Annotated in this window: 22 protein-coding genes; 15 read left to right on the top strand and 7 right to left on the bottom strand. The window is 67.4% G+C overall.

All coding sequences use genetic code 11. The features are described 5' to 3' along the window. Positions 1-29: 29 nt before the first annotated feature. Together ACEOAB_RS06160 and ACEOAB_RS06155 are read left to right on the top strand one after the other, a co-directional pair. Positions 30-731: a FadR/GntR family transcriptional regulator gene (locus ACEOAB_RS06160; RefSeq protein WP_495653539.1), complete on the top strand. Its 702-nt coding sequence runs from the start codon at positions 30-32 to the stop codon at positions 729-731. Further along, positions 728-2,020 carry a CynX/NimT family MFS transporter gene (locus ACEOAB_RS06155; protein ID WP_056586591.1) on the top strand — a complete coding sequence of 431 codons (1,293 nt, stop codon included), beginning with the start codon at positions 728-730 and terminating at the stop codon, positions 2,018-2,020. Before ACEOAB_RS06160 ends, ACEOAB_RS06155 begins: the two co-directional genes overlap by 4 nt. A gap of 27 nt (positions 2,021-2,047) precedes the next feature. Here the strand turns inward: ACEOAB_RS06155 and ACEOAB_RS06150 are convergent, their stop codons facing one another. Beyond that, a complete protein-coding gene (locus ACEOAB_RS06150; protein ID WP_056586588.1) occupies positions 2,048-2,821 on the bottom strand; it encodes a hypothetical protein in 774 nt (257 codons plus the stop codon). A gap of 55 nt (positions 2,822-2,876) precedes the next feature. Between ACEOAB_RS06150 and ACEOAB_RS06145 the strand changes: the two genes are divergently transcribed. Next, entirely contained in the window at positions 2,877-3,509 is a 633-nt protein-coding gene (locus ACEOAB_RS06145; protein WP_413748502.1) for an ABC transporter ATP-binding protein, read from the top strand. 9 nt (positions 3,510-3,518) lie between these two features. On the opposite strand, the gene ACEOAB_RS06140 is transcribed toward ACEOAB_RS06145, so the two are convergent. Beyond that, positions 3,519-4,385, bottom strand: coding sequence for an oxidoreductase (locus ACEOAB_RS06140; RefSeq protein WP_495653538.1), 867 nt, complete (start codon positions 4,383-4,385; stop codon positions 3,519-3,521). Positions 4,386-4,502: 117 nt separating this feature from the next. Here ACEOAB_RS06140 and ACEOAB_RS06135 point away from each other — a divergent pair, with 117 nt between their 5' ends. From ACEOAB_RS06135 to ACEOAB_RS06125, 3 genes are all read left to right on the top strand, one after another. Further along, the gene (locus ACEOAB_RS06135; protein ID WP_413748504.1) at positions 4,503-5,444 is read left to right on the top strand and encodes a LysR family transcriptional regulator; all 942 of its coding nucleotides are present in this window, start codon (positions 4,503-4,505) and stop codon (positions 5,442-5,444) included. A 152-nt stretch (positions 5,445-5,596) separates the two neighbouring features. Further along, complete coding sequence (locus ACEOAB_RS06130) at positions 5,597-7,834, top strand: NADP-dependent isocitrate dehydrogenase (protein WP_413748505.1); 2,238 nt, start codon at positions 5,597-5,599, stop codon at positions 7,832-7,834. Between the two features lie 23 nt (positions 7,835-7,857). Next, positions 7,858-8,193 (top strand): DUF1161 domain-containing protein, encoded by a 336-nt coding sequence (locus ACEOAB_RS06125; protein ID WP_413748506.1) that lies wholly within the window; start codon positions 7,858-7,860, stop codon positions 8,191-8,193. A gap of 31 nt (positions 8,194-8,224) precedes the next feature. Here ACEOAB_RS06125 and ACEOAB_RS06120 read toward each other — a convergent pair whose 3' ends face one another. Then, entirely contained in the window at positions 8,225-9,097 is an 873-nt protein-coding gene (locus ACEOAB_RS06120; RefSeq protein WP_413748507.1) for an alpha/beta fold hydrolase, read from the bottom strand. A gap of 56 nt (positions 9,098-9,153) precedes the next feature. Further along, a complete protein-coding gene (locus tag ACEOAB_RS06115) occupies positions 9,154-9,714 on the bottom strand; it encodes a nucleoside 2-deoxyribosyltransferase (protein ID WP_413748508.1) in 561 nt (186 codons plus the stop codon). A 120-nt stretch (positions 9,715-9,834) separates the two neighbouring features. Here ACEOAB_RS06115 and ACEOAB_RS06110 point away from each other — a divergent pair, with 120 nt between their 5' ends. Both ACEOAB_RS06110 and ACEOAB_RS06105 read left to right on the top strand, forming a co-directional pair. Next, a complete protein-coding gene (locus tag ACEOAB_RS06110) occupies positions 9,835-10,428 on the top strand; it encodes a nucleotidyltransferase family protein (protein ID WP_413748509.1) in 594 nt (197 codons plus the stop codon). Positions 10,429-10,677: 249 nt separating this feature from the next. Next, a complete protein-coding gene (locus tag ACEOAB_RS06105; RefSeq protein WP_413748510.1) occupies positions 10,678-11,436 on the top strand; it encodes an SDR family oxidoreductase in 759 nt (252 codons plus the stop codon). Here the strand turns inward: ACEOAB_RS06105 and cynS are convergent. Then, the gene (gene cynS, locus ACEOAB_RS06100; protein WP_056509924.1) at positions 11,430-11,873 is read right to left on the bottom strand and encodes a cyanase; all 444 of its coding nucleotides are present in this window, start codon (positions 11,871-11,873) and stop codon (positions 11,430-11,432) included. The genes ACEOAB_RS06105 and cynS overlap by 7 nt on opposite strands. Before the next feature lie 173 nt (positions 11,874-12,046). Beyond that, the gene (locus ACEOAB_RS06095) at positions 12,047-12,469 is read right to left on the bottom strand and encodes a nuclear transport factor 2 family protein (protein WP_413748511.1); all 423 of its coding nucleotides are present in this window, start codon (positions 12,467-12,469) and stop codon (positions 12,047-12,049) included. An 85-nt stretch (positions 12,470-12,554) separates the two neighbouring features. Between ACEOAB_RS06095 and ACEOAB_RS06090 the strand changes: the two genes are divergently transcribed. Next, positions 12,555-13,163, top strand: a complete 609-nt coding sequence (locus tag ACEOAB_RS06090) for a TetR/AcrR family transcriptional regulator (RefSeq protein WP_413748512.1) — start codon at positions 12,555-12,557, stop codon at positions 13,161-13,163. Here the strand turns inward: ACEOAB_RS06090 and ACEOAB_RS06085 are convergent. Beyond that, on the bottom strand, positions 13,141-14,802 hold the full coding sequence (locus tag ACEOAB_RS06085) for an L-lactate permease (RefSeq protein ID WP_413748513.1): 1,662 nt from the start codon (positions 14,800-14,802) through the stop codon (positions 13,141-13,143). The two genes, ACEOAB_RS06090 and ACEOAB_RS06085, sit on opposite strands and share 23 nt — an antisense overlap. 119 nt (positions 14,803-14,921) lie before the next feature. On the opposite strand from ACEOAB_RS06085, the gene ACEOAB_RS06080 reads away from it, so the two are divergent. The 6 genes from ACEOAB_RS06080 (at position 14,922) to ACEOAB_RS06055 (ending at position 21,528) form a co-directional block, all read left to right on the top strand. Continuing rightward, the gene (locus ACEOAB_RS06080) at positions 14,922-15,806 is read left to right on the top strand and encodes a LysR substrate-binding domain-containing protein (protein WP_413748514.1); all 885 of its coding nucleotides are present in this window, start codon (positions 14,922-14,924) and stop codon (positions 15,804-15,806) included. 114 nt (positions 15,807-15,920) lie between these two features. Next, positions 15,921-17,078 carry an alpha-hydroxy acid oxidase gene (locus ACEOAB_RS06075; RefSeq protein ID WP_413748515.1) on the top strand — a complete coding sequence of 386 codons (1,158 nt, stop codon included), beginning with the start codon at positions 15,921-15,923 and terminating at the stop codon, positions 17,076-17,078. Positions 17,079-17,297: 219 nt separating this feature from the next. Next, positions 17,298-17,804: a Csu type fimbrial protein gene (locus ACEOAB_RS06070; protein ID WP_413748516.1), complete on the top strand. Its 507-nt coding sequence runs from the start codon at positions 17,298-17,300 to the stop codon at positions 17,802-17,804. A 100-nt stretch (positions 17,805-17,904) separates the two neighbouring features. After that, positions 17,905-18,648, top strand: a complete 744-nt coding sequence (locus tag ACEOAB_RS06065) for a fimbrial biogenesis chaperone (RefSeq protein ID WP_495653537.1) — start codon at positions 17,905-17,907, stop codon at positions 18,646-18,648. Then, a complete protein-coding gene (locus ACEOAB_RS06060; RefSeq protein WP_495653536.1) occupies positions 18,626-20,995 on the top strand; it encodes a fimbria/pilus outer membrane usher protein in 2,370 nt (789 codons plus the stop codon). The genes ACEOAB_RS06065 and ACEOAB_RS06060 overlap by 23 nt, the downstream gene beginning before the upstream one ends. Beyond that, positions 20,962-21,528, top strand: a complete 567-nt coding sequence (locus tag ACEOAB_RS06055) for a spore coat protein U domain-containing protein (protein WP_413748519.1) — start codon at positions 20,962-20,964, stop codon at positions 21,526-21,528. Before ACEOAB_RS06060 ends, ACEOAB_RS06055 begins: the two co-directional genes overlap by 34 nt. Positions 21,529-21,548: the final 20 nt, after the last annotated feature.

The raw sequence follows: 21,548 nt of genomic DNA, 5'->3' as shown, positions 1-21,548 counted from the left end.
TTTGGCGGCAAAATTCGTCCAATCATTGAATGACCCAGGTCCTCCCGATGCTTGCCCAAGCCCCCCGAACCTCCCTGGCGGACACCGCCGCCGACAGCATCCGCGCCGAGATCTCCGCCGGCCGCTGGGCCGTCGGCTCCCGCATTCCCATCGAGCCTCAGCTCGCGCAATTGCTGGGCGTGAGCCGCGGCACGGTGCGCGAGGCGGTCAAGACGCTGGTGTCGCGCGGGCTGCTCGAAGTGCGGCAAGGCTCGGGCACCTATGTTCGCTCGGGCTTCGACCCTTCGTCCAGCCTGCAGAAGCTGCGCCTGGCCAGCCTGCGCGACCAGTTCGAAGTGCGCCGCGCGCTCGAGGTGGAAGCCGCCCGGCTCGCCGCAGTGCGCCACACCTCGCGCGACCTGCGCCGCCTCCACACCCTGCTCGACAAGCGCGGCGTGCCCGACGCCAGCGACAACGGTGCGGGCTTCATCGAGCGCGACCTCGCCTTTCACCTCGCCATCGTCGACGTATCGGGCAACCTCGCGCTGGCCGAAACCTGCCGCTTCATCACGGGCTACATCAAGGAAACGATCGCGAGTTCGATGGGCGGCACCAACCTGCCCGAGCCCGACGACGCCGCACACCGCGCGATCGTCGAAGGCTTTGCCAGCCGCGACCCCGACGTGGCCGCCGCGGCGGTGCGCGCCTTCATGGCGCCGATGATCAACGCGCTGGCACTGGGCACACGATGAGCTCGCTCACGCTCGCCTCAGGCCACACCACGGCCGACGACCTGCTGATCGACGCCGAAGCCGACAGCCTGCCTGCGCCGCGCCCCACGCCCGCGCCCACCCTCGCGCGCCGCGTCCTGCTCGCCGCCAGCGTGGTGCTGATCGCCTTCAACCTGCGCCCGGTGTTCGCCAGCCTCTCGGTGGTGCTGCCGGAGATCATCAAGGCCACCGGGCTCTCGGCCACGGCCGCGAGCCTGCTGACCACGCTGCCGATCGTCTGCCTGGGCGTGTTCGCGCCGCTCGCGCCCGGCCTGGGCCGCCGCTTCGGCACCGAGCGCACGCTGCTGGCATGCATGGTGCTGATCCTGGTCGGCACGGTGCTGCGCGGCACCGGCAGCATCCCGCTGCTGTTCCTGGCCTCGGCCATCGCGGGCAGCGGCATTGCGGTGTCGAACGTGCTGCTGTCGGGCCTCGTGAAGCGCGACTTTGCGTCGCAGGCGGCGCTGATGATGGGCCTCTACACCATGGCCGTGTGCGGCGGCGCGGCCAGCGCCGCGGGCCTCACGGTGCCCATCGAGCACGCGCTGGGCGGCGGCTGGACCATGGCGCTCGCGATGTGGGCGCTGCCGGCCGCGCTGGTCACGCTGATCTGGGCGCCGCAGGCGTTGCCGCTGAAGCCGGTGGCGAGCGAATCGGGCTTCACGGTGCGCGGGCTGTGGCGCGACAGGCTGGCCTGGCAGGTCACTTTCTTCATGGGCCTGCAGTCCGCGCTCGCCTACATCGTGATGGGCTGGCTCGCGCCGATATTGCGCGAGCGCGGGCTCGGCAGCGAGACGGCCGGCTACGTGGTGTCGCTGTCGGTCATGACGCAGGTGGTGACCTGCCTCGTGGTGCCCGCGCTGGCGGTGAAGCTGCGCAACCAGCGCGGCCTTGCGGTCGCGCTGGCGCTGCTCACGGTGGGCGCGATGCTGGCGATGCTGTTCGCGCCGCTGGGAGGCGTGTTCGGCGTGTGGGCCTGGGCCGTGCTGCTGGGCATTGCGCAGGGCGGCACCTTCGCGCTGGCGCTCACGATGATCGTGCTGCGCTCGCCCGATTCGCACGTGGCCGCGCATCTCTCGGGCATGGCGCAGGGCGTGGGCTACATGGTGGCTGCCTTCGGGCCGCTGGTGGCCGGGCTGCTGCACGGCTGGACGGGGAGCTTTCGCGCCTCGTCGTGGCTGTTCATCGGGCTGGGCGTGGCGCTGGTCATCACGGGGCTGGGGGCCGGCCGCACGATGCACGTGGGCACGACGACCGTGCCTCGGCACTGAGTGGCGGTTTCTCGCCCCTGTTTGTGATTACTGCGGACCGCCGCAGAAACCGGCGCGCTCGGTGGTCTTCGCCGTGAAGCGGATGCGCGTGGTGGTCGCCGCGCTCCGCGGCTCGTTCTGCGGCCACTCGGTCTGCACCCAGGTGTATTGCCAGTCGTAGGGCGCGCCCGGCTTCGCAGCCTCGCCGTAGGCGATGCGCAGGCTGCCGTTGCCCTCGTCGTGGCAGTGCTTCGAGGTCTTGTATTCCTTCTCGCTGAAGCAGGCGCGGATCATCTTGAAACACGAGAACGGAATGTCCTCGTGCACCGCCTTGCCGCCTTCCAGCGGCACGAAGTCCGCGGTGTCGAACGAGGCGCCGCCGCCGGAGTACATCTCCGACACGGTCTGCAGCACAGCCACGGCCCACTTGCCTTCGGCCAGCGGATAGAGCGCCGGCGCGAGCGACAGGCGCGCCTCGGGCTGCTCGGCGCCGCTGTCTTTCTTCAGGGACTGCGCGTAGCCCGCGAAATCGTGGAGGCGGTCGAGCTGCCAGCCCGCCGCGTCGGTGCTGCGTTTGACGCGCGCCATGGCCAGCGGCTCGGCCGAGAGCACCACGTAGTCGCCGGGCGCGGCGCCGCGCGGACGGTAAAGGCCCAGTTGCTGCACGTTGCAGGGCTGCGGCAGCAAGGCGCACAGGCGCGTACGCCATTTCGCATCGAGCGAATCGGGCTTCTTCACCGCATCGAACACCTGCGCCGACGGCGCGGCAAGCACGGGAGCAGCGAACGACAGCAGGGCGAGCAGGAATGGCAGTTTTCTCATGGAGCCGGATGGTAGCCACCAGCGGAGCGCCTGGTTGATAAAGTCGCACGCGACCATGAACCCTTCCTCTCCCCTCCTCCAGATCGATGCGCTGCGCTTTGCCTATCCCGACCAGCCCGCGCTGGTGTCCGACTGGAACGCATCCGTCGGCACCGGCGTCACGCTGCTCTACGGCGATACCGGTACAGGCAAGTCGGCGCTGCTGCAGGTGATCGCCGGCACGCTGCCCGCTTCCGGCCGGCTGACGCTGGCAGGCGCGAGCCTCGATGCCGCGCCCGAAGCGTACCGCCGCCAGGTGTTCTTCGTCGATCCTGTGACCGACCGCTTCGACCAGCTCAGCGCGCGCGAATGCACGGCTTCGCTCGTCGAGGGCGACGCGGGCTTCGACGAGGCGAAGTGGCAGGCCATCGCCGACGGCTTCTCGCTGGCCCCGCATCTGGACAAGAAGATGTTCATGCTCTCGACCGGCTCGAAGCGCAAGGTGTGGATGGCTGCCGGGCTGGCATCGGGCCGGCCGCTCGTCCTGCTCGACGAGCCCACGGCCGGCCTGGACATGCCCTCGACGCGATGCCTGTGGGCCACGCTCTCGGGCTTCTCGGCGCAGGCCAGGCGGGCGGTGATCGTGGCCAGCGCGGCGCGCATCGACACGGTGCCCCTGGCCGCCACCATCGAACTCCCGCTCGCCTGAAGCCCGCTTTCAGGCGGCTGTGTCGAAGTCGGTGCTGCGGCTCACGGCTTCCCAGGCTTCCATCTCCTTGAGCAGCGCCTGCGCATGGGCCCGCACCGCGTCGACCGAGTCGCCGCCCAGTTGCAGCCTCAGTGGCGTGTGCTCGGCCTCCAGCGCCTTGGCGATGGCCACCGCCGCCTTGCGCGGATCGCCGGCCTGCGTGTTGTGCATGCTGTGCGCGAACTCGCGCGTGGCGCCCACCACCGGCTGGTAGGCCTCGATCACCGGCATGTGGCGCATGCCGCTGCCCGCGAGCTGCGTGCGGAACTGGCCCGGCTCGACGATCAGCACCTTGATGCCGAAGGGGGCGACCTCCTGCGCCAGCGCTTCCGAGGCGCCTTCCAGCGCGAACTTGGAGGCCGAATACGCGCTGAAGCCCGCGAACGACAGCTGCCCGCCGAGGCTCGATATGTTCACGATGGCGCCCGACTTCTGCGCACGCAGCACCGGCAACGCGGCACGCGTGACGGCCATGGCACCGAAGAAGTTGGTGTTCATCAGCGCGCGCAGATCGGCGTCGGAGGTTTCCTCGAGCGCGCCGACCACGCCGTAGCCCGCGTTGTTGACCAGCACGTCGATGCGACCGAAGCGCGCCACCGCAGCTTCGACGGCGGCTTCGGCGGCGCCGGCCACGTCCACGTCGAGCGGCGTGGCCAGCACGCGATCGGGCGCCAGCGCCACGAGGTCGGCGAGGCGGCCGGCATCGCGGGCGGTGGCGACCACGTTGTGGCCCTGCGCGAGCGCGTGCTCGGCGAAGGCGTGGCCGAAGCCGGAGGCGGCGCCGGTGATGAACCAGGTCTGGCGGGTTTGCGAAGAGAGGCTGACGGGGGTGGACATGAGGCTGGCTCCTTGAGAGTGGAAGGGTTGCCTTGAAGGCATGGCGTGACTGTCCCAGCATTGCCACTCATCGACTAGATGGGCCAAATCGAATGCACTATGCAATACGATGCATGAATGGACCGCAACCTGCTCCCGCATCTCGCCATCGTGCTGGCGGTGCACCGGCGCGGCGGCTTTGCCGCTGCCGCGGCCGAACTCGGCATGAGCGCCTCGGCCGTGAGCCACGCGGTGCGGGCCGTCGAAGACCACCTGGGCCAGCCGATCTTCGCGCGCACCACCCGCAGCGTACGGCTCACCGAGGCGGGCGCCGGCTTCATCGGCGTGCTGGCACCCGCAATGGGCGAGATCGGCGATGCGGTGGACCGCTTCGGCGAAGCGCTCGGGCGCGTGGGCGGCGTGCTGCGCATCAACGCGCCCCACGTGGCCCTGCCGCTGGCAATGACGCCGCTGGTGGCCGAAATGGCGCTGCGCCATCCGGGGCTGATGATCGAGATCACCTGCGACGACGGGCTGGCCGACATCGTGGCCAGCGGCCACGACGCGGGCGTCCGGCTGGGCCACACCGTGGCGCAGGACATGGTGGCGGTGCGGCTGACGCCGCCCTTCGAGGCCATCATGGTGGCCACGCCGCGCTACCTGGCCACCGCCGGCGAGCCGCACAGCATCGAGTCGCTGCAGCAGCACAACTGCATCGGCTTTCGCTTCGTGACCTCGGGCGGCGTGTACGCCTGGGACCTGCGCGACAAGGAAGGTGCCCACATCTCGGTCGAGGTGCCGGGCACGGTGCGCGTCACCGACGCGCTCTATGCCCGCGACCTGGCGCTGGCCGACGTTGGCATCGCCTACATCTTCGAGCCGCTGGTGCGTGCCGATCTGCGCGAGGGCCGCCTGCGCCAGCTGCTGCCGCGCTCGGCCTTCGGGGAGCCGGGCCTGTTCCTGTACTTTCCGCGCCGCGCGGCGCAGGCGCCCAAGCTGCGCGCCTTCGTCGACCTGGCGCGGGAAATGCTGGAGAAGAGCGCCGAAACCGGCGGCCATGCGCCTTCGCTTCCCGGCTAAGACGCCCGCCAAGCCGGGACATCCGGCCCGGCGAGCCGGAACCGGCTCCCAGTGGGGCGACAATCGGGGATTCCGGCGAAAACACCATCCACCTCGTCCTTGCCGGAAGTCCCAGCCAACCCCGACAACCCAGGATCTACGGAAGCAAGCGCATGAGCTCGAAGCAACCCACCATCGTCTACACCCTCACCGACGAGGCGCCCCTGCTGGCGACCTACGCGTTTCTGCCCATCATCCGTGCCTTCACGAACCCGGCCGGCATCAACGTCGCCACCAGCGACATCTCCGTGGCGGCCCGCATCCTGGGTGAGTTCCCCGAGTTCCTCGGCGACGACCAGAAGGTGCCGGACAACCTCACCGAACTGGGCAGGCTCACGCTCCAGGCCGACGCCAACATCATCAAGCTGCCCAACATCAGCGCCTCGGTGTCTCAGCTCAAGGCGGCCATCAAGGAACTGCAGGGCAAGGGCTACAAGATCCCCGACTACCCCGAGAACCCGACCACGGACGAGGACAAGGACATCCGCACGCGCTACAACAAGTGCACCGGCAGCGCCGTGAACCCCGTGCTGCGCGAAGGCAACTCCGACCGCCGCGCCCCCAAGGCCGTGAAGGAATACGCGCGCAAGAACCCGCACAGCATGGCCGACTGGAGCCAGGCCTCGCGCTCGCACGTGTCGCATATGCACGGCGGCGACTTCTATCACGGCGAGAAGTCCATGACCCTGGACCGCGCGCGCAACGTCAAGATGGAACTGATCACCAAGAGCGGCAAGGCCATCGTGCTCAAGCCCAAGGTGGCCCTGCTGGACCGCGAGGTCATCGACTCCATGTTCATGAGCAAGAAGGCGCTGCTGGCCTTCTATGAAAAGGAGATCGAGGACGCGCACAAGACCGGCGTGATGTTCTCGCTGCACGTCAAGGCGACCATGATGAAGGTCTCGCACCCCATCGTGTTCGGCCACTGCGTGAAGATCTTCTACAAGGAAGCCTTCGAGAAACACGGCAAGCTGTTCGACGAGCTGGGCATCAACGTCAACAACGGCATGGTCGATCTCTACACCAAGATCGCCACGCTACCCCAGAGCACGCAGGACGAGATCAAGCGCGACCTGCACGCCTGCCACGAGCACCGTCCCGAGCTGGCGATGGTCGACTCGGCCAAGGGCATCACCAACTTCCACTCGCCCAACGACGTGATCGTGGACGCCTCCATGCCCGCGATGATCCGCAACGGCGGCAAGATGTGGGGCGCCGACGGCCGCCTGAAGGACGTCAAGGCCGTGATGCCCGAGTCGACCTTCGCCCGCATCTACCAGGAGATCATCAACTTCTGCAAGTGGCACGGCGCCTTCGACCCCAAGACCATGGGCACCGTGCCCAACGTGGGCCTGATGGCCCAGAAGGCCGAGGAGTACGGCTCGCACGACAAGACCTTCGAGATCCCCGAGGACGGCGTCGCCAACATCACCGACCTGGACACCGGCGAAGTGCTGATGAGCGAAGACGTGGAGCAGGGCGACATCTGGCGCATGTGCCAGGTCAAGGACGCCGCGATCCGCGACTGGGTGAAGCTGGCCGTCAACCGCGCGCGCAACTCCGGCATGCCGGTGGTGTTCTGGCTGGACGCCTACCGCCCGCACGAGGCGCAGCTGATCACCAAGGTCAAGATGTACCTGCACGAGCACAACACCTCGGGCCTGGACATCCAGATCATGAGCCAGGTGCGCGCCATGCGCTACACGCTGGAGCGCGTCGTGCGCGGCCTGGACACCATCAGCGCCACCGGCAACATCCTGCGCGACTACCTGACCGACCTGTTCCCCATCATGGAGCTGGGCACCTCGGCCAAGATGCTGTCGATCGTGCCCCTGATGGCGGGCGGCGGCCTGTACGAGACCGGCGCGGGCGGCTCGGCCCCCAAGCACGTGCAGCAACTGGTCGAAGAAAACCACCTGCGCTGGGACTCGCTGGGTGAATTCCTGGCGCTGGCCGTGAGCCTGGAAGACCTGGGCCTGAAGACGGGCAACAAGCAGGCCACCATCCTGGCCAAGACGCTGGACACCGCCACCGGCAAGCTGCTGGACAACAACAAGAACCCGTCGCCCAAGACCGGTCAGCTGGACAACCGCGGCAGCCAGTTCTACCTGGCCATGTACTGGGCCCAGGAACTGGCCACGCAGACCGACGACAAGGAACTGCAAGCCAAGTTCAAGAAGCTGGCCGAGACGCTCGCGTCGAACGAGCAGAAGATCGTCGACGAGCTCGCCGCCGTGCAGGGCAAGCCCGTGGACATCGGCGGCTACTACCTGGCGGACCCCGCCAAGTTCGAAGCCGTGATGCGCCCGAGCCCCACGCTCAACGCGGCGCTGGCGTCGGCCCAGGGCTGATGGGCATCGAGCGGGTGGCAGCCATGAAGCCTTGGTTCACGATGCTCCCCGCCGCGCTCGCCCTGTTGGCTGGCGCGGCCTATGGGGCGGAAGACTGCGAGGCCCTGCGCACCGGCATCGAGTCGAAGATCGCTGCGGCCGGCGTGGCGCGCTTCACCGTCACCGTCGTCGATGCCAACGCATCGGCGAACGGGCAGGTGGTGGGCAGCTGCGAGCTCGGCACCAAGAAGATCGTCTACCTGAAGGACGCCGGGCCCGCGTCCGGCGCAGGCTCGGCCCCGGCACCCAGGCCGGGCGAGCCGATGCTCACCGAGTGCAAGGACGGCACCGTGTCCGTCGGCGGCGACTGCAGGAAGTAGCAAGCAGCCAACGGGGTGACGGCAACGGCGCTCAGCCCTTGCCCACCACCCGCGCGATCCACGCGAGCAGCACCGCCTCGACCTCATCGCGATTGACTTCATTCAGCGCCTCGTGGCGCGCGCCGCCGAACACGTGGCACGACACGTCGCGCAGCCCCGCCTCGCGATAGCGCTGCACCAGCGGGTAGAACCATTCGGCCTTGTTGCTGACCGGGTCCTGGTCGCCCACGAACAGATAGAGCGGCAGCTCGGGGCGGATGCGCCTGCGCATCGCGTCCGGCGCCAGCTCGGCCAGCTTCGCGAACATCGACCCCAGGCCCTCGGCCGAGACCGTGAATCCGCACAGCGGATCGGCGATGTAGGCATCGACCTGCGCCGGATCGCGGCTGAGCCAGTCGAAGGGCGTGCGCACGTCGGGCAGCGCGGCGTTCATGTCTTCCAGCTTGAAGCCGGACTGCAACGCCGCGCCCAGCAGGTCGAGCGCCGAAGTGCCCGAAAGCACGGCGCCCGCCAGCAGTGCGCTGTGCTCGAGGAGGTAGTACTGCGTGGCGAACGAGCCCATGCTGTGGCCCACGAGGATCAGCGGCAGGCCCGGATGCACGCCGCGCACGTGGCGGCTCAGCAGCGCCATGTCGTCCACCAGCCCGGCGAAACCGCGCGGGCCGAACTCGCCCAGCTCGCCGCGCGCCGAGGCACCCTTGCCGTGGCCGCGATGCTCGTTCGCATACACCACGTAGCCGGCCTGCACCAGCGCGTTCGCCAGATGCCGGTAGCGCAGCGAATGTTCGCCCATGCCGTGCGCCAGTTGGATGACCGCGCGCTGCGTCGCGCCCTGCCAGCGATGGGCCTCCACCGTGACGCCGTCGTTGGCGGTCAATTCGAAGTGCGTCTCGGTGGTCGGCATGCAGTGCTCCGGTGAAAGGGGAACGCCATCCTAGGGGTTGGCGGCCGGAGCTTTGGTCAGGAGTTTCCAGCGTTTGTCGCACGGAGGACAGCCAACACCTCGCCCATCTTCTTCAACGCCGCTTCCGGTGTCGGCTCGATGTGGATCGAGCAGGCCAGCATCAGGTTCAGCGGCTGGCCGAAGTCTTCGACGGCAATGCCGGAGCCGCTCTCGCGCAGCACGCCGTTCGCATCGGCTTCGCACGACAGTGCCGTCCGCGCACGGTCCGCATAGCTGCCGTCGGGCACGCCGTAGGCCACCACCGGAATCCCGAGCGCGACCGCCGCGCCCACTTCGAACACCGTGCCGGAATCGGGCTCCAGCCCCCTGAAGCAGGCGAGGTTGGCGACGACGCCGTCGGCGCTGCGAAGGCGCTGCATGTTGGCCTTGTAGATCTGCGCTTCCGGAGCTTCGGGCGCAGGCTCCTCGTTGCCGTCGGCCGGCAGCAGCGCGCAGAGGCCGAGTGCTTCGCAGGCCGCGGCCAGCCGAACGAAATGGTCTCTCGCGTCAGGACGAAAGACGTCCGGTCCCGCGAGGTAGATCTGCGGGCGCCTCGAGGGATCGGGGTTGTTTTCCATCGGCCAAGCATCCTCGCTTTTTGGATTCGGCTCAAGATGCACCAGCGTGATGCGTGGAGATTTTCCGATCGATGGATCGGCACCAGCGTACACGCCGCGGTGAGCTACAGTCGCCGGCCCATGTATCACACCTCTTCACCCGGCCACGCGCAGCGACTCGTCGAACTGGTGCGCGGCGCGCCCTATCTGATGGCCGCCTTGGCGGCGGTGCGCGAGTTGGACCTCGGCGCCTGGTGCATCGGCGCGGGGGCAGTGCGCAGCCTGGTCTGGGATTCGCTTCACGGATTCAGCGAGCCCTCGGCCCTGGAAGACATCGACGTCGTGTACTTCAATGCCGACGAGCCGCCGCAGCTCGGTGAGGCCGCCCTGCAGAAACGGCTGTCGATGCGGATGCCGGAGCATCGCTGGGAAGTGACCAACCAGGCGCACGTGCATCACTGGTTTCGGGAAAGCCTTGGACAGGTCGTGACTCCGCTGTCCTCGCTGGAGGAAGGCATTTCGACATGGCCGGAGTTCGCGACCTGCGTCGGTGTGTCCCTGGCTGACGACGACTCGATCCGCGTGCTGGCGCCGCATGGACTGAAAGATCTGTTCGGGCTGCGCGTTCGGCACAACCCCGTGCGCGCGGATGCCGCGACGTACCGGCAGCGCGTGGAGCAGAAGCAATTCGCGCGACGCTGGCCCAAGGTCGAGATCCTCGCCGCGCAGCCCTGAAGCACCGCCCGCTCTGCGCGACAGCCGGCGGATTGAGCAAGAAGCCACAGTGGCTACATCGCGAAAGCCAAAGCACTACGCCGCGCCATAGGAAGCGCCCGCCACCCTTGCGTTTTGCAGGATCAGGCAAAAACCGAGTTCGATTCGGATACCGCCTCGGGGCCCTCGGACGTGAAACTTCTCTCCATGCCCGGTGCACCCTCTTCTGTGTGCGCCCCACGGCAACCGACCAGCACGAGGAGTTTCATCATGAGCGCAATCCAGGAAAAAGTCGTTCTCATCACCGGCGCGAGCGGCGGTATCGGCGAAGCAACCGCACGGCTGCTCGCGCGGCGCGGCGCCAAGGTGGTGCTCGGTGCGCGCCGTACCGACCGGCTCGCGGCACTCGCGGCCGAGATCGAGGCCACGGGCGGCACCGCGAGCTTCCAGCGGCTCGACGTGACGCACCGGCCCGACATGGAAGCCTTTGCCGAGTTCGCCCTCGAGACGCACGAGCAGATCGACGTGCTCGTCAACGCGGCGGGCGTGATGCCGATGTCGCCGCTGTGGAACCGCAAGATCGAGGAGTGGGAACTCATGATCGACGTGAACCTGCGCGGCGTGCTGCTCGGCATCGCGGCCGTGCTGCCGGCGATGCAGGAGCAGGGCTGGGGCCACATCGTGAACGTGGCGCCGGTAGCGATGCAGGGCGTGTCGCCGAGTTCGGCCGTATACCACGGCACGCAGTACGCGGTGAACGCGATCTCCGAAGGCCTGCGGCAGGAGCATGCCGGCCGCCTGCACGTGACGGTGGTGAGCCCCGACGTGAACGGCCCCGGCGACCCGCTGGCAGAGCGCATCGCCGCCACGTACGCCCGGGAGCGCATGCGCACCAACCGGCGCATCGCGGTGCCCGTGGATGCGGTGGCGCGATCGATCGCCGGGGCCATCGAGGGCTACGGCATCACGGCCCGCACGATGCGGCCGGCGGGTGCGCAGAGGCCGCACCCGGCGGTGTACGTTCAGTAGGTCTTGTACGGCAGGAACTTGCCCGACAGCACCACGTTGACGCGGTCGCCCTTGGGATCGGCCTGGCGCTGGATGTCCATGCTGAAGTCGATGGCGCTCATGATGCCGTCGCCGAATTCTTCATGGATCAGTTCCTTGATGGTGGTGCCGTACACGCTCACCACCTCGTACCAGCGGTAAATGAGCGGGTCGGTCGGCACGGGCGTGGGCAGCGAGCCCTTGTAGGGCACGACCTGCAGCCACTTCTGTTCTTCCGGCGTGAGGCCGAAGATCTTGCCGACGACCTTGGCCTGCTTCTCGTCGAGCGTCATCTGACCGAGACAGGCGGCGGTGGTCCACTCCTTCGAGAGGCCCACCTTCCTGGCCACGTCGGCCCACTGGATGCCCTTGCTCACTTTCACGGTGATGATCTTTTCCGTGACGTCGTTGCGGTTCATGCGGTCTCCTGTTGAAAGGGCTCGGGCAAGCAACAGGCGTGCCGGAACTTGCTCCCTCTCCCTCTGGGGGAGGGTTGGGGTGGGGGCACGCGGCCTCAGAGAAAGCATGGCGCCTGTTCGAAGGCCTGCCCCCATCCCAACCTTGCCCCAGAGGGGGAAGGAGCAAGACCCGATCAGCGCGCCCACCGGAACTTGCGGTCCGACTCGGCAATGGGTTGGTCGTTGATGCTCGCAAAGCGCTTCTGCATCAGCCCGTTCTCCGCGAACTCCCAGTTCTCGTTGCCATGGCTGCGATACCACTGGCCCGCGTCGTCGTGCCATTCGTACTCGAAGCGCACCGCGATGCGGTTGTCCATGAAGGCCCACAGCTGTTTCTTCAGCCGGTAGTCGAGTTCGCGCACCCACTTGCGCGACAGGAACTCCACCACCTGCTCGCGGCCGTTGACGAACTCGGCGCGGTTGCGCCACTCGGTGTCGGGCGTGTAGGCCAGGCTCACACGCACGGGGTCGCGCGAGTTCCAGGCGTCTTCTGCGGCCTGCACCTTCCGGGTGGCGGATTCGAGGGTGAAGGGCGGCAACGGCGGGCGGGATTCCATGGAGATCTTTCAATGCTGTGATGAAGGGAATGCGTCGCAATGTGCCACATGTAGACAGATCTGTCTACATGCCTACAATCGCGCCATGGACATCTCCGCACTGCCCGCGCGCGAGCGCATCCTGCTCACCGCGCACGACCTTTTCTACGCAGACGGCATCCGCGCCACCGGCATCGACCGCGTCATTGCCGCATCGGGCGTCACCAAGGTCACCTTCTACCGGCACTTCCCGTCGAAGGACGACCTGGTGCGCGCCTTTCTCGACCACCGGCACGGCCTGTGGATGGCGTGGTTCGTCGATGCGCTCGGCCGCCGCGGGGCGCAGCGGCGCATCGGCGACAGTCAGGCGCTGGAGATACTGGCCGACGTCATGGCCGAGTGGTTCGCCGACCCGGTGTTCCGCGGCTGCGCATTCATCAACTCGGTGGTGGAGGTGGGCACGAGCGTGACGGGCGCCAGCGACATCGCGCGCAGGCACAAGCGCGAGATGGTCGAGGTGATCGCCGGCCTGCTGCCGGAAGCGCTTGGAGGGCCGCGGCGCATGGCCATCGCGCAGGCGGCCGCGCTGGGTGTCGACGGCGCCATCGTCAAGGCGCAGATGGGCGATGCGGCGGTGGCGCGCGAAGCGGTCGGCGACCTGCGCCGGCTGCTTCAGGCGCTGGGCGATTCGATCACTTCACGACCATCGCCGTGAACGGCCACACATAGGCCTGCAGCGTCACGTAGAGGCCCACGAGGCAGGCCAGCGCGATGGAGTGGAAGAACACGTAGCGCAGGATCTCGCCCTCGTGGTTGAACCAGCGCGTGGCGGTGGAGGCCACCACGATCGATTGCGCGTCGATCATCTTGCCCATCACGCCGCCCGAGCTGTTGGCCGCGCCCATCAGGTTGGGGCTCAGGCCCAGCTGGTCGGCTGCCACTTTCTGCATGCCGCCGAAGAGCACGTTCGATGCGGTGTCCGACCCCGTGAGCGCCACGCCCAGCCAGCCCATCAGCGTGCCGAAGAAGGGATAGAACATGCCGGTGTTGGCAAAGGCCAGCCCCAGCGTGGTGTCGAGGCCCGAGTAGCGCGTGAGCGTGCCCAGCGCGAGCATCAGCACGATGGTGAGCAGCGAGAACTTCACCAGCCACAGCGTGCGGCCGTAGGCGGCCACGAGCTGGATGGGGTTGTACTTCATGATCAGCCCGCCCACGATGGCCGAGACAAGGATGCCCGTGCCCGTGGCCGAGAGCAGCAGCAGCTGGTACACCGCGCCCTCCTTCGTGGGCTTGGGCACCACGGGCGCCACCTTCTCGATCATGTTGTGCAGACCGTCGATGGGGAAGCTCGGCGCGAAGATGCCGTTGAGCCAGGCCTTCACCACCGGCAGGCCCCAGATGAACACGAACACGGTGAGGATGAGCCACGGCGTCCAGGCGCGGATCACCGCCGCGCTCGAATGCTTCGTGGGCGCGACGGCCGGACCAGCTTCGCCGCTGTCGGCCTCGTGCCCCTTGAGTGATACCGAGGTCCAGATATTCTTCGGCTTCCACACGCGCAGGAACAGCACCAGGCACACCATCGACACGATGGCCGCGATGATGTCCACCAGCTCCGGCCCGATGTAGTTCGACACCAGGAACTGCGGAACCGCGAAGGACACGCCCGTCACCAGAATCGCCGGCCACACGTCCATCATTCCCTTGCGCCCCGCGAAGGCCCAGATGAGCCAGAACGGCACCAGCAGCGAGAAGAACGGCAGCTGCCGCCCGATCATCGCGGTGACCGCCATCAGGTCGTAGCCATGCACCTTGGCCAGCGTGATGACCGGCGTGCCCAATGCGCCGAAGGCCACCGGCGCGGTGTTGGCGATGAGCGAGAGCCCCGATGCCGCAAGCGGCGAGAAGCCCAGCCCGATGAGGATGGCGGCCGTGACGGCCACCGGCGTGCCGAAGCCCGCCGCGCCCTCGAAGAAGGCGCCGAAGGCAAAGGCGATGAGCAGCAGCTGCAGGCGCCGGTCTTCGGTGATGCCGGCGATGGAGTCCTGCAATATCTGGAAGCTGCCGTTCTGCTGCGTGAGCTGCTGCAGGAAGATGATGTTCAGCACGATCCAGCCGATGGGCAGCAGGCCGGAGAGCCCGCCCAGAAAGGCTGCCTTGCCCGCCATGTCGGCCGGCATGCCGAATGCGAACACCGCGATGACCACCGCGCTCAGCAGGCCCAGCCCCGCCGCGTAGTGCGCCTTGACGTGCAGGAGCCCGAGGCACACCAGCATCACCACCACCGGTATCGCAGCCAGTGCCGTCGATACGATCATGTTGCCGAACGGGTTGTAAACCTGTTGCCAGACCATGCGCCTGTCTCCTTGTTGTTGGAATCTTCTTGAGCCGGCAACGCGAGGCAAAGCGAGTCCGCCAGGAGTGACCGAGAGCGTTCGCTACCATCCTAACCCCCTCCCTTCGCCGACAAAAGATGGTTTCTCCGCGTCTCCCCTCGACCCAGGGCCTGCAGGCCTTCGAGGCTGTCGCGCGCCTTCGCAGCGTGAACCTTGCCGCCGACGAACTCAGCGTGACGCCCAGCGCGGTGAGCCATCGCATCCGCCAGCTCGAACTGCTGCTGGGCCTCAAGTTCTTCGTGGGCGGCGACTTCGGCCTCAGCGCCGACGGCATGGCCTACCTGGCGCGCGTGCGCGAGGCCATCGCGGCGCTGCAGCAGGTGCCCGGCCGCGAGCCCGAATCGCAGGTGCGGCGGCTGCGCGTGGCGGTCACGCCGACCTTCTCGCGCCAGATGCTGCTGCCGCGGCTCGCACGGTTTCGCGATGCGTATCCGAACATCGAGCTGATGCTTCAGGTGACCACGCCGGTGCGCAACACCACGGTCGAGGAGGCCGACATCGAGCTGCGCTTCGGCACCGGGCCCTTTCACGATCGCGAGTTCGTCCAATTGCTGGCCGACGAGGTCTCGCCGGTGTGCAGCCCCGCCTACCTGAAGCGCCACGGTCCCTTCGACGGCTTCGCCACCGATGCCGAGGTGTCGCGCGCGCAGCTGTTGCGCACGCCGCTGGAGTCATGGCGCACGTGGTTCAAGGCCTGTGGCGTGGGCCTGCCCGAGCCGGCCACGGGCCACCAGTTCAACGACCTGGGGCTGGCGCTCGACGCAGCGGCCGAAGACTTCGGCGTGGTGCTGATGCACCTGCGGCTGGGCAGCGCATGGCTGGACAGCGGGCGGCTCGTGCGGCTGTCACCGCGCAGCGTGCCCTCGCCCAATGCCTACTTCCTGTGCTGGCGGCCCGGCGCGATGGAGCGCCGGGAATGCGCGACCTTCGTCGAATGGCTGCGCGAGGCACTGCGCGACTGAACTGAATTATTTTCAGTTGCGGGGCCGGCTTTTTTCAGATGGCGTGTCGGGGTGCCTGAAGATAATGGCCGATTCGCTTTCGTCCCCCCACAAGAACCGCTCAGGAGACAGCCCTTGTCCGACCTTTCCAAGATCACCAGCATCGAAGACCTGCGGGTGATCGCCAAGCGGCGCGTGCCGAAGATGTTCTACGACTACGCCGACTCCGGCGCATGGACCGAGGGCACCTACCGCGCCAACGAGAGCGACTTCCAGAAGATCAAGCTGCGCCAGCGCGTGGCCGTGAACATGGAAGGCCGCTCCATCCGCACCACCATGGTCGGCCAGGAAACCGCCATGCCCGTGGCCATCGCGCCCACCGGCCTCACCGGCATGCAGCATGCCGACGGCGAGATCCTCGGCGCGCGCGCGGCCAAGGCCTTCGGCATTCCGTTCACGCTGTCGACCATGAGCATCTGCTCGCTGGAAGACATCGCCGCGAACACCGACCGGCATCCGTTCTGGTTCCAGCTCTACGTGATGAAGGACCGCGACTTCATCGAGCGCCTGATCGAGCGCGCCAAGGCGGCCAATGTGACGGCCCTGCAACTCACGCTCGACCTGCAGATCCTCGGCCAGCGCCACAAGGACATCAAGAACGGCCTGACCGCGCCACCCAAGCCCACCATCAAGAACCTGATCGACCTCGCGACCAAGCCGCGCTGGTGCATGGGCATGCTGGGCACGAAGCGCCGCACCTTCGGCAACATCGCGGGCCATGCCAAGGGCGTGAAGGACCTGTCGTCGCTGTCGTCGTGGACCGCCGAGCAGTTCGACCCGGCGCTGAGTTGGGCGGACGTCGAGTGGATCAAGAAGCTCTGGGGCGGCAAGCTGATCCTCAAGGGCATCATGGACGTGGAAGACGCGCGCCTCGCGGCGAGCAGTGGCGCCGATGCGCTCATCGTGTCGAACCACGGCGGCCGCCAGCTCGATGGCGCGCCTTCGTCCATCGCCGCGCTGCCAGCCATCGTGGAGGCCGTGGGCAGCGAGATCGAGGTATGGATGGATGGCGGCATCCGCAGCGGACAGGACGTGCTCAAGGCCCGCGCGCTGGGCGCGCGCGGCACCATGATCGGCCGCAGCTTCCTGTACGGCCTTGGCGCCTACGGACAGGAAGGCGTGACGCGCGCGCTGCAGATCATCCACAAGGAACTCGACATCACGATGGCCTTCTGTGGCCGCACGAACATCGACGAGGTCGATTCGAGCATCCTGCTGCCGGGCACTTTCTGAGCCCCCGGCAATGGTTTACACCTACCGCCCCTGAAGCTTTTCCTTAGAGATCTGCTACTTTTCTGCTAACTCTTTAGGTTTACTCGACTGATCGCAAAAGCGGTCATGTCGAACCAGGCAGCAAGCCATTGCCAGCTGCCCCTTGAATGATCGGTGCGATTTGGGCCGGAGCCATCCGGAGTTCTTTTCCGATATCCACTGTTTGTTCTTGGGGCTTGTATGAATATCTCGAAATTTGGTGGCGGCATCGCCATGGTCCTCGCAGCGCTTGCCGTGCCGCTCCAGTGTGCGCATGCCACGACGGCCACGACGACCTTCAAGGTGACGGCCACGGTGCTCAGTTCCTGCGCCATGGCCACGCCCGACACGCTTGCGTTCGGCAGCTTCACCCCGGGCACGGCCCTCACCGGCACGACTTCGTTCACCGTGCAGTGCACCTACGGCACCACCTACTCGCTGGGCATGAGTGCGGGCGGCAGCGGCTCGGTCACTAGCCGGACCATGACAAGCACAACCGCAGCATCCGGGTACAACAGCCTGTCGTACGGTCTCTACAAGGATTCTTCGTATGCGACCAACTGGAGCAACAGCACGACCGGAACGGACTACACCGGCACCGGCTCTGCCGTGACCTACACGGTCTACGGCAAGATCCCGGCCGCCCAGTACGCAGTGGCACCGGCAACCGACTACACCGACACCATCACCCTGACCCTCACCTACTGAGCGTCGCCGGTCCATGTCTCAGCTTGGCCAGAGGCTCATGGCGGGAAGGGCCACGCGCCGTCTCCCGCCGTGCGCGGCATTCATCCTCGGCTTGGCGGCAATGGCCGGCCTGGCCGCTTCTTTCGACGTCGGGGCAGCCAGCATCCAGATAGCTCCCGTGCGGGTCGTGCTGCAGCCCCAGCGGCCGGTTGCTTCGCTGGTCGTGACCAACGACGGCGCCGACGAAATCGCGATGCAGGCCGAGGTCATGAGCTGGTCGCAGAAGGATCGCCAGGATGTCCATGCGCCGACGCGCGAAGTGCTGGTCAATCCGGCCATCTTCCGCATTCCAGCCGGGGGCCGCCAGATCGTGCGCCTCGGCCTGCAGGCGCCCGCGCTGGCCGAAGAGCGCAGCTACCGCATCTTCTTGCGGCAACTGCCGCGCGACAGAGCGCCCTCCGATGGCAATGGGACAGGCTCCGAATTGCGCACGCTGCTGCAACTGGTCCTTCCGATCTTCGTGCCTCCCTCGTCCCCGGCGGGAGCGCCTTCGGTCGCGTGGCACCTGCGTGCGCCGGACGCCGGTGCGCAGCCGGCCGCATCCGCGCCGGCGCTCACGATCGACAACCTCGGGCGCGAGCATCTGCAGGTCACGCAGGTCACCGTGCGCCATGCGGACGGCCGCGAGTTGCTGCGCCAGCGGATGTCGGTCTACGCCTTGCCGCAGCAGAGCGCAGCGCTGCCGGTCGCGCTGCCTCCGCTGCCCGCGGGCACCCGGCTCCAGTTCGAGGCGCAGACAGACTCCGAAGCGCCGCTTCCTCCCGTCTTCCTGCAAGTGCCCGGTGCGACAGCCGCGACTCCGTAGCCTGCTCGCTTTCGCTTGCTGGCTGCCGGCGGTGCAGATGGCGCAGGCCCAGGCCGGCACGGACGAGCGGGCGCTCACCCCGCTGATCGTCGACGTCGAAGTCAATGGCGCGGCGGAAGGCCCTGCCCGCTCGGCGCTGCGGCACGACGGCAAGCTCCTGTTCAGCCGCGCCGACCTGCAGGCCTGGCGCGTCGTCGTTCCCGCACAGGCGGCCGTCACTGTCGACGGGGCCGACTATTACGACCCCGCCGCCTTGCCCGACGGCAGCGTGACGCTGGAAGAAAGCACGCAGACCGCGCAGGTGCGTCTGCCGGCGACGGCATTCGTGCCCCGCACGCTCGATGGCAAGGCCGCGAGCCGGCCGCCGTTGACACCCTCCGTGAATGCCGCCTTCCTCAACTACAGCGTCGCGCTGCAGCATGACAGCAACGGCACCGCCGCATCGGGCCTGCTCGACAGCACGGTGTCCGGCCATTGGGGGCTGCTCGCGAACAGCGTGATCGTCGGCCAGTCGACCTATCAGAATGCGACCGGCGCTTCTTCGCTCAGCCGCATGGTGCGGCTCGAAAGCTACTACCGCCACGACGATCCGGACCGCCTGACGCGGCTGACGATCGGCGACGGCATCACGCAGAACGCCGCATGGTCCACGCCGTCGCGCTTTGGTGGCGTGCAGTTCGGCACCCAGTTCGGCCTGAGCCCCGGCTACATCGGCTATCCGGTGCCGTCGCTCACGGGCGGATCGGCCGTCGCGTCGACGCTCGAGGCCTACGTCAACAACACACTGCACTATCAGGGGCAGGTCGATTCCGGTCCGTTCTCCCTGGGCAACGTGCCGGTGCTCACCGGCGCCGGCGAAATGAGCTTCGCGGTGTCCGATGCGCTCGGCGTGCGGCGCACCGTCAAGACGCCTTACTACGTGAGCACGAATCTGCTGCGCTCAGGCTTGTCGGACTACTCGGTCAACCTCGGGTGGACCCGGCTCAACTACGGTCTTCAGAGCAATGACTACGGCAGCCTGTTCGCCTTCGGCAACTGGCGCCGCGGACTCAGCGAGACAGCCACCATGGAACTGCATGGCGAGACCGGCGCGCGAATTCAAGTGGCTGGCACCGGCCTGACCTGGGTGTGGGCGCCGCTGGGAGAGTTCGGGCTGCACGGCGCAGCCAGCCGCACGCAGGACACGGGCGGCGGCAGGCTCGGACGCGTTTCGTTCGCGCACATCGCTTCCGACTGGAGCTTCTCGGCGAGCCGGCAATCCGCCAGCGCAGGTTTCATGCAGGTTGCCTGGCTGGACAGCCAGACGCACACCACCGGGCAAACGCAGCTGTTCGTTGGACGATCCCTTGGCCGCAGCCTTGGCAGCCTGGGCCTGGCCTACACAGCGCTGCGCTACAGCGGTGGCGACGAAGCCAAGGTGCTGTCGCTCAATCATTCGATCCAGTTCGGCAGCGTCTATCTGAACACCTATGTGGCGCGCACCGACTCGGGCGACACGGCAAATCGCAAGCATGTCGCGTCGGCAGGCTTCATGCTGACCCTTCCGCTGGGCGACCGGCAAACCGCATCGGCCTCCACCAACCGGCAAAACGGCAAGACCACCACCACGGTCGACGTCAACCAGGCGGCGCCGAGCGACCAGGGCTGGGGCTGGCGCGTCATTGCCGCGCACGGCGAAACCGAACGCGCCCAGGCCGAAGCCACCTGGCGGGCTCCCTATGCGAGCCTTACCGCGCAGGCCGTGAACCTCGACAACGAAACCAGCGCCAGGCTGCTTGCCGAGGGCTCACTGGGCTACACGTCGGGGATGTTCTTCGCGGCGCAGTCGTCCAGCGACGGATTTGCGCTGGTGACCGTGCTCGGTGCGCCGGGCATCAAGGTCTACAGGGAGAACAATCCGGCGACGACGACCGACAGCGAGGGCCGCGCTCTCGTGACCGGGCTGCGTGCCTATGAGCTGAACAAGATCAGCGTGGACAACGGCGACCTGCCGATCTCGGCGCAGGTGCACTCCGACGTGCTGCAGGTCGTGCCTTCGTACAAGGGCGTTGCGGCGGCCACCTTCGACATCGCGCGCGACCCGATTGCCACCATGCAGATTCTGCTGCCCGACGCCTCGCCGCTGCCGGCGGGCATCGACGTCACCGGCGAGGACCGCCCCTTCGCATTGATCACCGGCTACGGCGGCACGCTCCAGCTCGAGCGCCCCCGCGCGGGCGAACGCTTCGAGGCGAGATGGCGCAATGGCCATTGCAGTTTCACGGTCGGCCCCGTTCCGACCACCGGCGCCTTGCCACAGATCGGGCCCTACACATGCGAAACAATGCCTGCGCCCTCGGCACATTGAGCGCGATGCCCCGGCCATTCCGCTGGTGGCCGGCATGCGCTGCCGGACTGATCGGCGCCCTGTGCGCCGCATCGGCACATGCGACGTGCTCGGGATCGGGACTGGGAACGCTGAACTGCTCCGCCACCGTCAGCGCGACGGCCCTGAGCTTCGGCAACTACAGCGCGGGCACAACGAGCGCCACGACCACGACCGGCACCGTCACGGTGATGGCTACGTTTTCAGGGCGCATCCTCGGAACCGATACCTTGAGCTATACGGTCAGCCTGAGTGGCGGGAACTCGGGAACGACCACAAGCCGCTACATGAGCTACGGCAGCTATATCCTCAACTACAACCTCTACACCGGTTCAACGTACGGGACGGTCTGGGCAACCGACACGGTGTCGGGCAGCGCCTCTGCCTCGGTGGGGTTCAACGGGAACGCGAGCGCAAGCACCACGCATACCGTTTACGGCCGCATACCTGTGGGCCAATACACGGCAGCGCCAGGAAGCTATACCGACACCATCACGGTGACCGTGACTTACTGAGCCCCGAAAGAAGGGCTCTG

The sequence above is a fragment of the Variovorax sp. Varisp53 genome, from assembly GCF_059491555.1.
Note: the sequence above shows the minus strand (reverse complement) of the source record. Positions and strands in the feature narration are given on the sequence as shown.